The 13786-nt window shown below is 63.0% G+C and carries 13 protein-coding genes; 4 read left to right on the plus strand and 9 right to left on the minus strand.

Annotated elements, in window-relative coordinates; genetic code table 11:
• Positions 1-17 precede the first annotated feature (17 nt).
• Both CSQ95_RS07710 and CSQ95_RS07715 read left to right on the plus strand, forming a co-directional pair.
• Entirely contained in the window at positions 18-1310 is a 1293-nt protein-coding gene (locus tag CSQ95_RS07710; protein WP_257217982.1) for a type II toxin-antitoxin system HipA family toxin, read from the plus strand.
• 1 nt (position 1311) lies between these two features.
• Entirely contained in the window at positions 1312-1644 is a 333-nt protein-coding gene (locus CSQ95_RS07715; RefSeq protein WP_070311687.1) for a helix-turn-helix transcriptional regulator, read from the plus strand.
• Positions 1645-1650: 6 nt separating this feature from the next.
• On the opposite strand, the gene panB is transcribed toward CSQ95_RS07715, so the two are convergent.
• The 6 genes from panB to CSQ95_RS07745 form a co-directional block, all read right to left on the minus strand.
• The gene (panB, locus tag CSQ95_RS07720; RefSeq protein WP_175445216.1) at positions 1651-2526 is read right to left on the minus strand and encodes a 3-methyl-2-oxobutanoate hydroxymethyltransferase; all 876 of its coding nucleotides are present in this window, start codon (positions 2524-2526) and stop codon (positions 1651-1653) included.
• A gap of 107 nt (positions 2527-2633) precedes the next feature.
• Positions 2634-3110, minus strand: coding sequence for a 2-amino-4-hydroxy-6-hydroxymethyldihydropteridine diphosphokinase (gene folK / locus CSQ95_RS07725; protein WP_099409069.1), 477 nt, complete (start codon positions 3108-3110; stop codon positions 2634-2636).
• Entirely contained in the window at positions 3110-4480 is a 1371-nt protein-coding gene (gene pcnB / locus CSQ95_RS07730) for a polynucleotide adenylyltransferase PcnB (RefSeq protein ID WP_070311685.1), read from the minus strand. Before pcnB ends, folK begins: the two co-directional genes overlap by 1 nt.
• Positions 4473-5144 carry an HAD family phosphatase gene (locus tag CSQ95_RS07735; protein WP_070220747.1) on the minus strand — a complete coding sequence of 224 codons (672 nt, stop codon included), beginning with the start codon at positions 5142-5144 and terminating at the stop codon, positions 4473-4475. The genes pcnB and CSQ95_RS07735 overlap by 8 nt, the downstream gene beginning before the upstream one ends.
• Entirely contained in the window at positions 5144-5812 is a 669-nt protein-coding gene (gene hda, locus CSQ95_RS07740) for a DnaA regulatory inactivator Hda (protein ID WP_034746045.1), read from the minus strand. The genes CSQ95_RS07735 and hda overlap by 1 nt, the downstream gene beginning before the upstream one ends.
• A gap of 199 nt (positions 5813-6011) precedes the next feature.
• Complete coding sequence (locus CSQ95_RS07745) at positions 6012-7094, minus strand: AI-2E family transporter (protein ID WP_099409070.1); 1083 nt, start codon at positions 7092-7094, stop codon at positions 6012-6014.
• A gap of 188 nt (positions 7095-7282) precedes the next feature.
• Here CSQ95_RS07745 and purM point away from each other — a divergent pair, with 188 nt between their 5' ends.
• Entirely contained in the window at positions 7283-8326 is a 1044-nt protein-coding gene (gene purM / locus CSQ95_RS07750; protein WP_099409071.1) for a phosphoribosylformylglycinamidine cyclo-ligase, read from the plus strand.
• A gap of 72 nt (positions 8327-8398) precedes the next feature.
• Here purM and CSQ95_RS07755 read toward each other — a convergent pair whose 3' ends face one another.
• A complete protein-coding gene (locus CSQ95_RS07755) occupies positions 8399-9730 on the minus strand; it encodes an MFS transporter (RefSeq protein WP_099409072.1) in 1332 nt (443 codons plus the stop codon).
• 118 nt (positions 9731-9848) lie between these two features.
• Entirely contained in the window at positions 9849-11465 is a 1617-nt protein-coding gene (locus tag CSQ95_RS07760) for a GMC family oxidoreductase (protein ID WP_099409073.1), read from the minus strand.
• Positions 11466-11628: 163 nt separating this feature from the next.
• Between CSQ95_RS07760 and CSQ95_RS07765 the strand changes: the two genes are divergently transcribed.
• Positions 11629-12477, plus strand: coding sequence for an IclR family transcriptional regulator (locus CSQ95_RS07765; RefSeq protein ID WP_099409074.1), 849 nt, complete (start codon positions 11629-11631; stop codon positions 12475-12477).
• On the opposite strand, the gene CSQ95_RS07770 is transcribed toward CSQ95_RS07765, so the two are convergent.
• Entirely contained in the window at positions 12474-13700 is a 1227-nt protein-coding gene (locus tag CSQ95_RS07770) for a 6-phosphofructokinase (protein WP_070290904.1), read from the minus strand. The genes CSQ95_RS07765 and CSQ95_RS07770 overlap by 4 nt on opposite strands.
• Positions 13701-13786 lie beyond the last annotated feature (86 nt).

A 13786-nucleotide genomic window follows, 5' to 3' on the forward strand; every position in this document is an offset into this window, starting at 1 on the left:
ATCCAATTGGAGCGGCCATGCAATGCCATTTTCAAATTTTTCATGATAATGCGTGGCACGATTGCGCATCGCTGACTTTGCTTGAGCCTGCAGGCGGCAATCCACGTACCGCTGCCCTGTTCGAATATGATCTCGATTATGCCTTCTTCAAGCTTGAGAGTGGGCCTGTCTCGCTGCGTTTTCCCGTCACGGCAGAGATGCAGAAGCTGGCGCAATGGCCAGCCTTTATCTTTGACCTGATTCCCCAGGGAAGCGGACGGACATATCTGCTTGGGCAGCTGCAACTGGCCGATGGTCCGGCTGCCGATTTTCCGCTGATGTGCGCCGGCGCGTTCAATCCCGTCGGGCGCGTGCGCATCGCCGAAGCCGTGCAGTACTACGCACAACATATGAATCGCCATGACAAGGGCAAGCCGCTGACCGGCTTTTCACTGGACGAGATCATAGGTCGCGGCGATGCCTTCAATGAGCGCATGCTGATGCATGGCATGCTGGCCGCCGGCAGTCTGGGGGTGCAAGGAGCGGCGCCGAAATATCTGCTGACCACTGACCATGCCGGTCTCTGGCATGCCGATGGAGCCCTGGCGGACCAGGATGCGGCTGCCCATTTCATCGTCAAGCGTCCGCGCGGAAAGACCGCCAGCGACGCCAAGGTATTGCGGAATGAGGCCGCATACATGACTGTGGCGCGCGCGGTGGGCTTGCGCACCGAAGGCCAGTTGCGCTACCAGGACGATACCTTGTTCATTCCCCGTTTTGACCGCCGCATCCTCGATGGAAAAGTGCTGCGACTGCATCAGGAAAGCGCCGCTTCGCTGGCAGGTATCGTCGGCTTTGAAGCCACGCCCAGCCAGTTCGTACTCTTGCAGGCGCTGCGCGCCGTCGTCAGCGACAAGACTGCGGAAACCATCGAATTTCTCAAACGCGATATCTTGAACCTGGCCATGCGCAATACCGATAATCACGCACGCAATACGGCGGTGCAGCAAATTGGTGCCGAGGTGCGCCTCACGCCGCTGTTCGATTTTGCGCCGATGTACCTGGACCCGGATGGCATACCACGCGCGGCGCGCTGGTATCACCCGGACACCAAAAACGAGCTGCATGACTGGACGACGATACTGGCCACGATCGGCATGCCGGACGTGGAGCGCCAGCAGATCCGCCTCGCGCTATACGGATTTTCCCAGCACCTGGTTGCGCTGGAACAGCATATGCAGGAGGCTGGCGTGGATGATGACATCATTGCTTTCCTCCGGCCACATATCGCCGGGCAGATCGAACAGCTCAAGGCATTGGGAGAGCACTGACATGGCGCGTACAAAGAAGACCGTTGACAAGGAAGAGTTGCGGCAGCGCAGGGCAGTGCTTTACGAAGCCATTGAAGCAGGAGCCGTCACGCTACAGCATGCCGTCAAGGAAATGCGCGCCATCTCGCGCATGACGCAGGCAGAGTTTGCGATGCATCGGGGCGTGAGCACGAAGGTTATCAAGGAGATCGAGAGCGGCAAGGGCAACCCGACCATCCAGACGCTGAACCGTATCGGGCAATTCTTTGGCCTGGAGGTGGCCTTTGTACGGACAGAAACGCTGCGCGAAAAAAAAATCGCCCCGGCGAGTGCCGGGGCGATATCACCTCAATAGACTAGATCAGAAGCAGTGTTCCAGCGCCGGGAAGCTGCCGTCCTTGACGGCTTTCACATAGCCGGTGACGGCGTCGTCGATGCTGGCCGCGCCTTCCATGAAGTTGCGCACGAAGCGCGCCTTGCGGCCTGGGAAGACGCCCAGCATGTCGTGCATGACGAGGACCTGGCCCGAGCAGTCGGGACCGGCGCCGATGCCGATGGTGGGGATCGTCAGCATGTCGGTCACTTCCTTGCCCAGTTGCGACGGCATGGCTTCCATCAGCACGATGGCGGCGCCCGCGTTTTGCAGCACCAGTGCGTCGTTTTTCAGCTCGGCGGCGCTTTCCGTGCTCTTGCCCTGCACCTTATAGCCGCCCAGCTGGTGCACGAATTGCGGCGTCAGGCCGATGTGGGCGCAGATGGGGATGCCGCGTTCGGTGAGGAAACGGACGGTCTCGGCCAGCCAGGCGCCGCCTTCGATCTTGATCATGTGCGCGCCCGCCTGCATCAGGATGACGGCGTTGGCATAGGCCGTTTCAGGCGTGCCGTACGCGCCGAACGGCAGGTCGGACAGGATCATGGCGGACTTGCTGCCGCGCGCCACGGACGCCGTGTGGTAAGCCAGTTCGGCCACGGTGACGGGCAGGGTGGAGTTCAGGCCGTTGCAGACCATGCCGAGCGAATCGCCGATCAGCAGGATCTCCACGCCGCAACGGTCCATCAGCGACGCGAAGCTGGCGTCATAGCAGGTCAGCATGGAGATCTTTTCGCCGGCGGCGCGCAACGTGGCCAGGGTATGGATGGTCACGGCCTTGTTGGCGACAGGCTTGGATGGCGCCGGCGCCGGTGTGGCGGCCTTGTCTTTTGCGGCCAGATCTGTTCCTTGCAAATAAGCGGACATAGGTATTCTCTAGAGTGAAAGGGGGGGATGCTATTGCGACGCCGCTAGTGTAGTACTTTATAGGGCGGCGTGCAGGGGCGGCATTGTAGAGCAATGCCGCGTGGCGCTCAGAGTTGGCTGATGGCCTGGTCCGCCACGCCCGCCAGATAGCCTTGCGCGGGGCCGCGTCCTGGCACGGCGATGTCGGGCGCCAGGGCCAGCAGCGGCACCAGCACGAAGGCACGCTCCGTCAGGCGCGGATGCGGTACCGTCAGGGTGGCGCTGGCGATCTGTGCATCGCCGTACAGCAGCAAGTCCAGGTCCAGGGTGCGCGGGGCGTTGCGGTAGGGCCGTTCGCGCCCGTGCGCCGCCTCGATGGCGTGCAGGGCCAGCAGCAGTTCCTCTGCCGGCAGGGTGGTCGCGATGCGCGCCACGGCGTTGATGTAGTCGTCGCCGCTGGAATCGATGGGCGCCGTGCGGTAGCTGGCCGAAGCGTCCAGCAAGCTGGCGCCGGGCAGGCGCGCCAGGCGCGCGATCGCCTCCTGCACATTCGCGCGCGCGTCGCCCAGGTTGGCCCCGATGCCGATGTAAGCGATCACTGACATTATTCGCCGCTGGTGCTGCCGGTGGTGGTGCCGCCGCCCGTTTTGCTGCGCGTGCTGCGGCGCGGCGGGCGCTTCTTCTTGACGGCGCCCGGCGCGGCATTGGCGCTGACGAGCAGCGCTTCGCGCGTTTCCTCGTCGCCTTCATAAAAGGCCGTCCACCATTCGCCGATGTCCGCGTCGATCTCGCCCGAGGCGCAGCGCAGCAGCAGGAAGTCGTAGCCGGCGCGGAAGCGCAGGTGCTCGAGCAGTTTGTACGGCGCCTTGCCGACCCGGCGCTCGAAGCGGGGCTGCATCGACCAGATGTCGCGCATGTCGGAACCGATCTTGCGCTGCAAGGCCAGTTTTTCCGTCTGCGAATCGAGCACGTCGTCGGCCGCCAGGTGCAGCGCGGGAATCGTCGACTCGCCGGCGGCGCGGTAGGCCGTCCATTTTTCCAGCACCTGGTGCCACAGCAGCGAGGCAAACAAAAAGCCCGGCGAGACGGTCTTGCCGGCGGCGATGCGCTGGTCCGTGGCGTCCAGCGCCAGGGTGACGAATTTCGCGCCCAGCGGCTGTTCCAGCACCACGTCGAGCAGCGGCAGCAGGCCGTGATGCAAGCCTTCCTTGCGCAGCTGCTGCAGGCAGGCCAGCGCGTGGCCGCTCATCAGGAGCTTGAGCATTTCATCGAACACGCGCGGCGCCGGCACGTTGTTGATCAGCGGCGCCATGACGGGAATCGGCGCGGCCGTGTGCGGCTCGATGGTGAATTTCAGCTTGGCGGCGAAGCGCACCACGCGCAGCATGCGCACGGGGTCTTCGCGGTAGCGCTCTTCCGGCTTGCCGATCATGCGCAAGGTCTTGGCGCGGATGTCTTCCACGCCGCCGTGGTAATCGAGCACCTCCTGCGTGGCCGGGTTGTAGTACATGGCGTTGATGGTGAAGTCGCGGCGCAGCGCATCTTCGTGCTGCAAACCGAAGGTGTTGTCGCGCAGGACGCGGCCATGTTCATCCTTGGGCGCGGAATCGGCGCCGGCACCGCGGAAGGTCGTCACTTCCAGCAAATCCTGGCCGAACATCACGTGCACGATCTGGAAGCGCTTGCCGATGATGAAGGCGCGGCGGAACAAGCGCTTGACCTGTTCCGGCGTGGCGTTGGTGGCGATGTCGAAGTCTTTGGGTTTGACGCCCAGCAGCAGGTCGCGCACGGCGCCGCCGACGACAAAGGCCTCGAAGCCCGCTTCCTGCAGGCTGCTGGTGACGCGGATGGCATTCGACGATACCAGTTTCGGGTCGATTCCGTGTTGCGCAGGACCGAGCACGATGGGTGCCGTGGTGTCGCGCGCTGCCTCTTTTTTAACGCCGAGGATCTTGCGGATGAATTTTTTAATCATTGAATAAGTGGAGTGATGGCCAGCCGTGGAGGGATGCGTGTGCGCTCAAAGCGGTGTTGGGATTGGTCGCGACCGGGTGGGTCACGACCGACAGCAGGGGAATATCGTTGTGCGAATCGCTGTAAAAATAGCTGCGCTCGAACTGCCCCAGTTCCTTGCCCATCTTTTCCAGCCAGGCGTGGGTGTGGGTCAGCTTGCCCGCGCCCAGGGTCGGCGTGCCCAGCAGCTTGCCCGTGACATTGCCTGCGTCGTCATATTCGGGCATGGCAGCCAGCAGGTGCTCGACGCCGAGCGCATCGGCGATGGGTTTGGTGATGAAATGGTTGGTGGCCGTGACGATGGCCAGCAGGTCGCCCGCGTCCTGGTGCTGTTTCAGCAGGGCAACGACTTCCGGGCGGATGGCCGGCAAGACCACTTCGGCCATGAATTGGCGGTGCAGCGCTTCGAGGCGTTCGCGCGGGAATTGCGCCAGGGTGCCGAGCGAAAATTCCAGGTATTCCACCGGATCGAGCGTGCCGGCCTGGTATTGCGCGAAAAATTCGTCGTTGCGGCGGGTGAATTCGGCGGCGTCCACGGCACCGATGCGTACCAGGAATTCGCCCCACTCGTGATCCGAGTCGATGGGCAGCAGGGTGTGGTCGAGGTCAAACAGGGCCAGATTCATCATTCTTTCGCTTCCGCCTGCAGCAACTCGCGCAACAATGGCAAGGTGATCGGGCGTTGGGTTTCCAGGGAGTAGAGGTCGAGAGAGTCCAGCATCGTCGACAGCGAACGCATGTCGCGCCGGAAATGGGACAGCAGATAGGGTAACACGCCGGGCGACAAGGTCAAGCCGCGGGTGGCCGCCGCCTGGGTCAGGGCGGCGATTTTTTCATCGTCCGTCAAGCCGTGGATCTGGTAGATCAGGCCCCAGCCCATGCGCGTGCGCAAGTCTTCGCGCACGGGCAGCACGGCCGGCGGCACGGCGCCGCTGCACACCATGAACGCCTTGTTGGCGCGGATTTCATTGAACAGGGCAAAGGCGTCGATCTGCGCCAGCGGCGACAGCTTTTCGCAGTCGTCGAGCAGGTACAAATCCACGTCGGGCGAATACACGAATTCGGACTCGATCGAGAATGGCGAAATGTAGCGCGCGCGCTCGGTGCTGGCCAGGGCCTTGAGCAGGTGGCTCTTGCCGGCGGCCAGTTCGCCCCACAGGTAGGCAAAATGTTCGCGCGACGTGCGCGCGGCGAACTGGCGCATCAGCTGCGCCACTTCGGCATTCTGTCCCACCTCGAAGGTATCGAGGCTGTGCGCCTGGTCTGTGCCTAAATCGAGCACCAGTTGTTTCATGGCGTACGCCTTGTCCTGTTTTTCATTACTGCTTGTGCGTCGTCGTCGCTGTTGTTAGTTTAACATTTTTGTGTCGGGTGCCTGACAGAAGCGTAGCGAGCGGCAGCGATTTGTGGCCGAGAAGCGCAACCGTACTTGAGTACGGTGAGCATCGCCGGCCGCAAAGTGCGACGCGCAGCAGCTTATGTCAGTCACCTTGTCACGCATTATAGAAGGTGCTGGACAGGTAGTGGCGTCTTAGATGCTTAAAAGCGACCATCAGGACGGCAGAAGCGGGTAAAGCGAGCAAAACGCCGACGAAACCGAACAATTGTCCGAAAGCCAATAGGGCGAAGATCACGGCCAGCGGGTTCAGGCCGATGCGCTCGCCCACCAGGCGCGGCGTGAGGAAAAAGCCTTCGATGACCTGGCCGCAGCCATAGATGACGGCCACGGCGATGACGCCGCTCCAGTCGGCAAACTGCAGCAGGGCGGCGATCAGCGCCAGCATCAGGCCCAGGCCGAAGCCCAGGTAGGGGATGAATACCAGCAAACCCGTGATGATGCCCACAGGCAATGCGACTTCAAAACCGGCGATGGCCAGCGCCACCGAGTAATACGTGGCCAGCACCAGCATGACGAGCAACTGGCCGCGCAGGTATTGCGCCAGCAGGGTGTCGACTTCCTGCGCCATGCTCACCGTGCGGCCGACCCAGCGGCGCGGCACGGCGGCGGCGATGCGCGCCAGCATCGGATGCCAGTCCAGCAACAGGTAGAACAGCACCACGGGAATCAAGACCACGGTGGCCAGCCAGCCCAGCACGGCCGTGCCGCCGATGCGGGCCGAGGCCAGCACGGTACTCCAGATTTCATCGCCGCTGGTGGCCATCTGCTGGCTCAGCATGCGCTTGATGCCCGTACCGTCCAGGCGCACGCGGATGCCCAGGTCGCGCAGTTTCGGCGCCAGGAACTCGTTCGCCTTGCTGAGGAATTGCGGAATCTGCGCCTGCAGCAGCGGGATTTCCTTTTGCAACACAGGCACGACGATCAGCACGAGCGCCGTGATGGCGAGGAAAAACAACACTACGACGACCAGCACGGCCAGCGGACGGGGCACGTAAAAGCGCCGGTAATGCAGGCGCTGCAAGCGGTCCACGCCGGGATTGAGCACGTAGGCGAGGATGGCGGCGGCCAGGAAGGGCGTCAGGATGGGGCCCAGGCTGACGAGCAGCAGCAAAAATGCCAGCCAGACCGCGATCCAAAATGCTGTTTGCTTCTGTTCGGCGGTGATGGCGAATGGCATGGAGTTTGTGTTGTTGCGTTAAAAAAAGGCAGTTAATTACGAAATGGCGGGGCAGTTTGATAAAATAGCGTCTTGATCGACCGAATTCACCCGCTGGCGTCCTGCCGCACGATGTTGAAAAACATGCTTGCGCGCGCGTGCCGGCGGGTATCCGCCTTCTATTTTACCGCCTCCGCTGCCACCACACCATGAACCAGACTTCTAATGTTTCCCTTTCCTACCGTGACGCTGGCGTCGATATCGACGCAGGCGACGCTTTAGTCGAAGCAATCAAGCCGTTTGCCAAGCGCACCCTGCGCGAAGGCGTGATGGGCGGCCTGGGCGGTTTTGGCGCCATGTTTGAAATCAGCAAGAAGTACAAGGAACCGGTGCTCGTCTCGGGCACCGACGGCGTGGGCACGAAATTGCGCCTGGCGTTCGAACTGAACCGCCATGACACGGTCGGCATCGACCTGGTCGCCATGAGCGTCAACGACATCCTCGTGCAAGGCGCCGAGCCGCTGTTCTTCCTCGACTATTTTGCCTGCGGCAAGCTGGATGTGGCGATCGCCACCGACGTCATCAAGGGCATCGCCCAGGGTTGCGAACAAGCCGGTTGCGCACTGATCGGCGGCGAAACGGCGGAAATGCCGAGCATGTACCCGGCCGGCGAATACGACCTGGCAGGTTTTGCTGTCGGCGCCGTGGAAAAATCGAAAATCATCGACGGCACCAAGATCGCCCCGGGCGACGTGGTGCTGGGCCTGGCCTCGTCGGGCGTGCACTCGAACGGTTACTCGCTGGTGCGCAAGATCATCGAAGTGGCGAAGCCGGACCTGGACGGCGACTTCCACGGTCGTAAACTCGCTGACGTGCTGATGCAGCCGACGCGCATCTACGTCAAGCCATTGCTGGCGCTGATGGACGCCATGGAAGTGAAGGGCATGGTGCACATCACCGGCGGCGGCCTGGTGGAAAACATCCCGCGCGTGCTGCAGCCTGGCCTGGTGGCCGAACTGGACTCGAAGGCATGGACCATGCCGCCGCTGTTCACGTGGCTGCAACAGCACGGCGGCGTGGCTGACGCCGAAATGCACCGCGTCTTCAACTGCGGCATCGGCATGACCGTCATCGTTTCGCAGGAAAACGCCGACGCCGCCATCGCGCAATTGCAAGCGGCCGGCGAAACCGTCTCGCGCATCGGCACCATCCGCGCCCGTAACGGCGACGAGCACCAAACAGTTGTTATCTAAGCTGTAGCTTGAACAAACAAGGCAGGCGCTCGCAAGAGGCCTGCCTTTTTTTACGCCGCGATATCTTACCGCTTACCGCGCGTGCGCCGGCTTCATGCGGCCATCCGGTTGCGAGCCGCCCCTGCCGATCATGGCCACGCTGACGGCCGAGACGAGGGAGGCGAACAGGATGTAGCCGACGATGTGCCACGGCTCGCCCTTGCCCGTCTTGAGCAGGTAGGTGGCGATGATGGGCGTCAGGCCGCTGGCGAAAATGCCCGAGAACTGGTACACGAAGGAGATGCCCGTGTAACGCACCTTGGCGTCGAACAGGTCGCAGAACAGGGCCGCTTCCGGGCCGTACACGGCCGAATACAGCACGCCCAGCGGGATGATCACGGAACACCACAGTAGCAGCGGATTGTCGGCGTGGTGCAGCATGATCCAGAAGGCGGGAATCGACGATACGCCCGTGATCAAGGAGCCCCAGAAGAACACCTTGCTGCGGCCGATGCGGTCCGACAGGCGGCCGAAGAAGGGGATGCAAAAGCACATCACGACGGCCGACGCCATCACGCCCATCAGCGCTTCCGTGCGGTCTATCTTGATGGTGTTGGTCAGATAGGTGATGGAAAACACGCCGAAGATATTGAAGAACACGCCGTCGATATAGCGCGCGCCCATGCCTTTTAATACATTGCCCGGATAGCGCTTCAGCAGGTCGAAAAACGGAATCTGCGTCTCCGCGTTCTTTTCCTTGACGGCCTGGAACTCGGGCGTTTCCATCACGTTCAAACGTATCCACATGCCGATGAAGACGAGGGCGGCCGACAGGATGAAGGCCACGCGCCAGCCCCAGGACAGGAATTGCGCGTCCGTCAGGCTGTACGACAGGATCGCCACCACGCCCGACGCGAGGCACAGGCCGATGGCCAGGCCGATCTGCGGCAGGCTGGCGTAGAAGCCGCGCTCTTTTGGGGGCGCATATTCATATGCCATCAGCACGGCGCCGCCCCACTCGCCACCGAGGCCGATACCTTGCAGCACGCGCAGGAACAGCAGCAGGCCCGGCGCCCAGTAGCCGATGTGGTCGTAGGTGGGCAGCACGCCGATCAGGAAAGTGGAGATGCCCATGATCATCAGGGTCATGACCAGCATGCTTTTGCGGCCGATCTTGTCGCCGAAGTGGCCGAAGATCACGCCGCCGATGGGACGCGACAGAAAGCCCACGGCGAAGGTGCCGTAGGCCAGCATGGTCGAGACGAGCGGATCGCCGCCCGGGAAATACAGTTTGCTGAATACGATGCCGGCGACGACGCCGTATAAAAAGAAGTCGTACCATTCGATGGTGGCGCCGATCACGCTGGCCATCACGACTTTCCGCAGCTCTTGGGCTTTTTTCGGATTGCTGGGATTGTTGTTCATATCTAGTCTCCAATCGATATCGATTATGTGTTTGATGCCTGGCTTGTCGCCGGGTCATTGGAGGCGGGGCCGCCTGCCCGCCGCTGACATCCTCCTTGCCGGGAATGGAATGGGTGGGTCAGGCCGCCTGCGGCAGCCGCACGGCGTCCGCCAGGATCATGTCGGCCGCTTTTTCGGCGATCATGATGGTGGGCGCGTTCGTATTGCCCGAGACGATTTCCGGCATGATCGACGCGTCGACCACGCGCAGGTTCTGCATGCCGTGCACGCGCAGGCGGTCGTCGACGACGGCCATGGCGTCGTGGCCCATCTTGCAGGTGCCGCTCGGGTGGTAGATCGACTGGCTGAAGCGGCGCGCCGCATCCAGCAGCTGCGCATCCGTCTCGAACTGCGGGCCGGGCACGAACTCTGAAATGATGTGCGGCGCCAGCGACGGCGCGGCGGCGATTTTTCGTGCCACGCGCAGGGCGGCAATCGCCGTCCGCTGGTCGCGCGGGTCGGACAGGTAATTGGGATAAATGCCCGGATAGGCGAGGGGATCGGCGGACTTGATCGACACGTGGCCGCGGCTGTGCGGGCGCAGCTGGCACACGGACGAGGTAAACGCGGAAAACGGATGGGCGCCTTCGCCCGGCTTGTCGGCGCTTAGCGGCTGCATGTGGAACTGGATGTCGGGCCGTTCCACCTCGGGCGAGGACCGGGTAAACACCGTCACCTGGCTGGCTGCCAGAGTGAGGGGGCCGGAGCGGGAAAACACATATTGCATGCCCACCCACAGCTTGCCCCACAGGCTGTTGACTTCATCGTTCAGGGTTTTCAGCCGCGTCTTGAAGACGAGGCGGATCTGCAGATGGTCTTGCAGGTTTTGACCCACGCCGGGCAAGTCGTGCACGAGCGGCACGCCCACTTGCTCGAGCAGCGCGCGTGGCCCGACGCCCGAGCATTGCAGGATTTGCGGCGAGCCGATGGCGCCCGCGCATAAAATCACTTCGCCGCTGGCGCGCGCCTGGCGCAACTGGCCATCCTGCCGGAATTCGATGCCGACGGCGCGCTTGCCCTCGAACAGCACGCGCGTGATTTGCGCGCGCACTTCCACGCGCAGATTGGCGCGCTTGCGGGCGGGGCGCAAAAAGGCTTTGGCTGTGCTCCAGCGCAAGCCCTTGCTGGCCGTCTGCTGGAAGTAGCCGACGCCTTCCTGCGTGGCGCCGTTGTAGTCGGCATTGAAGGGGATGCCGCTTTCCGTGGCGCCGGCGATGAAGTGTTCGGCGATCGGGCGGCGCAGGCGCAGGTCCGATACCTTTAACGGGCCGCCCACCCCGTGGTAATCGCTGGCGCCGCGTTCCTGGTCTTCCGATTTCTTGAAGTAGGGCAGCACCTCGGCATAGCTCCAGCCTGCGTTGCCCAGTTCGGCCCAGCGGTCGTAATCCTCTTTCTGTCCGCGCACATACAGCAAGCCGTTGAGCGAGCTGGAGCCGCCCAGCACCTTGCCGCGCGGCCATTGCAACTGGCGTCCGGCGATGCCGGCGTCCGCTTCCGTGCGGTAGCACCAGTCCAGCTTCGGGTCGTGCATGGTCTTGAAGTAGCCAACCGGCACGTGTATCCAGGGATTGTTGTCCTTGCCGCCCGCTTCCAGCAGCAATACCCGGTTGTTGCTGTCGTGCGACAGGCGGTTGGCCAGCACGCAGCCGGCGGAACCGGCGCCGACGACGATGTAATCGTAGTGTGTTTGCAACATGGTGCTTGTCTCCTGCGTTGCGGTATCAGCTTGCCTCGGCGGGCGTTTTTTGCGATACACTGGTCTTTATTGATTATTTTTGGAACGTCTGGTTCCATTTATAAAAGACGTGCAGCACCGGGACAAGCGGAAACCGCCGCATACGCGAGAGGTGAAACAGAACATGCATGATGCGTTTCAAAAACGGCAGGCCGAGGCCGAAGAAGACAGCCCGGCGGGTGGAGCGGTTGGGGCCGGCGCGGCGGCCAGCCATGGCGACGAGGCGCGCGGCTTGCGCGTGCTGCGCCTGATCGAGCACCTGGCCAGCGCCAGCCAGCCCCTGACCTTGTCGCAGCTGGCGGCGCGCATGCAGGTGCCCAAGGCCAGCATGATGCGCCTGCTCGATACCCTGGAACAGCACGGTTATGTGCTGCGCACGCCCGTGGGGCGCGGCTATGTACCGGGTGCCGCATCGACCAACCTGGCGCTGGCGACCTTGCGCAACAATGCCCTGATCCGCGTGAGCCGCAGCATCCTGGGCAGCCTGGTGGCCGTCACGGGCGAGACCTGCAATTTGGCCATTCCCGAGGGCAATGCCGTCGTCTACGTGGACCGCGTGGAAACGCAGGAACCGCTGCGCCTGCACCTGGTGCTGGGCACGCGCGCGCCCATGCATTGCACGGCGAGCGGAAAATTATTCCTGGCGCACATGACCCTGCTGGAGCGGCGCGCCTTGCTGGCCATGCTGAGCCTGCAGGCGCGCACGCCGAAGAGCATCACCGATCCAGCATTGCTGGAACGCGAGATCGTGCGCATCGCCCGGCTGGGCATCGGCATCGACGACGAGGAATTCGTGCACGGCATGGTGGCCGTGGCCGTGCCCATCTGCGCCGCGGACGGGCGCATCGTGGCGGCCGTCGCCTGCCACGCGCCCGTGGCGCGAAAGTCCGTGGAGCAGCTGATGCAGCACGTGCCGCAGCTCAAGGAGGCGGCCGTCAAGCTGCGGCCGCTATTGCTGGCGGAGTCCAGCTAAGGTTTCAAGACCTTCGCCACCTTGGCCGCCCTGAGGCGGAACGCATCGGGCATGCCCGAGCCCAGCAGCGGGCGCAGATACAGGCGGAAGGCGTCCGTCACGTCCGTGCCGCTGGCGCTGATGAACTCGTCTTCCATGGTGCGCGTCTTGCCCGCCACCTCGGTCAGCGGCAGCAGTTCGTAGTCGACGGAATAAAAGCCCGTGCGCTTGATGGCGACGGAGCCGTCGCGGTCGCCCCACATGGCGAACTGCACTGCCTTCTCGCCCACTTCGCGGGCTTCGCGCTGGTCGACGTCGGAAACGCAGCCGATGAACGAACGCTGCAGATAGCCGAAGGTATCGCCGCGCACGCGCTTGATGCCGAGCTTGGCCTTGATTTCGTCGCACAGCAGGTCGGCCAGCGCGCCCGTGCCCGACAATTGCACATTGCCGTGCGCATCGCGCTCTACTTCATTGCCCACCTGCCTGGCCAGCAGGCTGGCGATCGGCTCGCCCGAGGCGTCGTGGATGCCTTCCGACACGGCGATCACGCAGCGGCCATACTTTTCATAGGTGGCCTTCACGTCGGCAAGGAATTGTTCCAGCACGAAGACGCGCTCGGGCAGGTAGATCAGGTGCGGGCCATCGTCGGGGAACTTCTTGCCCAGCGCCGAGGCGGCCGTCAGAAAGCCCGCATGGCGGCCCATCACCACGCCCACGTACACGCCGGGCAAGGCCGCGTTGTCGAGGTTGGCACCGGCGAACGCTTGCGCGACGAAGCGCGCGGCCGAGGGAAAGCCGGGCGTGTGGTCGCTGCCCACCAGGTCGTTGTCGATGGTTTTCGGGATGTGGATGCAGCGCAGCGGATAGCCTGCCTTGTGCGCTTCCTCGCTGACGATGCGCACCGTGTCGGACGAGTCGTTGCCGCCGATGTAAAAGAAGTGCTCGATTTCGTGCGCGCGCAGCACTTCGAAGATTTGCTGGCAGTAGGCAATATCGGGCTTGTCGCGCGTGGAACCGAGCGCCGAGGACGGCGTGGCCGCCACCAGTTCCAGGTTGTGGCTGGTTTCCTGCGTCAGATCGACGAACTCTTCATTGATGATGCCGCGCACGCCATGCAGGGCGCCGTACACGCGCGTGACGTGCTGGAAACGCCGCGATTCAAGCACCACGCCCACCAGCGACTGGTTGATGACGGCGGTGGGGCCGCCTCCCTGGGCAACAAGAATTTTTCCAGACGGCATGGGATCTCCTCGTAAGTAAAGCGGCCCTCCAGCCTACTCCTTTTTTAGCGGGACGCTGTCTTTTCCCTAAGCCGCAAGGGGAATTG

Origin of the sequence: Janthinobacterium sp. BJB304 (assembly GCF_002735765.1) — a bacterium.
Lineage (GTDB): Bacteria > Pseudomonadota > Gammaproteobacteria > Burkholderiales > Burkholderiaceae_D > Janthinobacterium.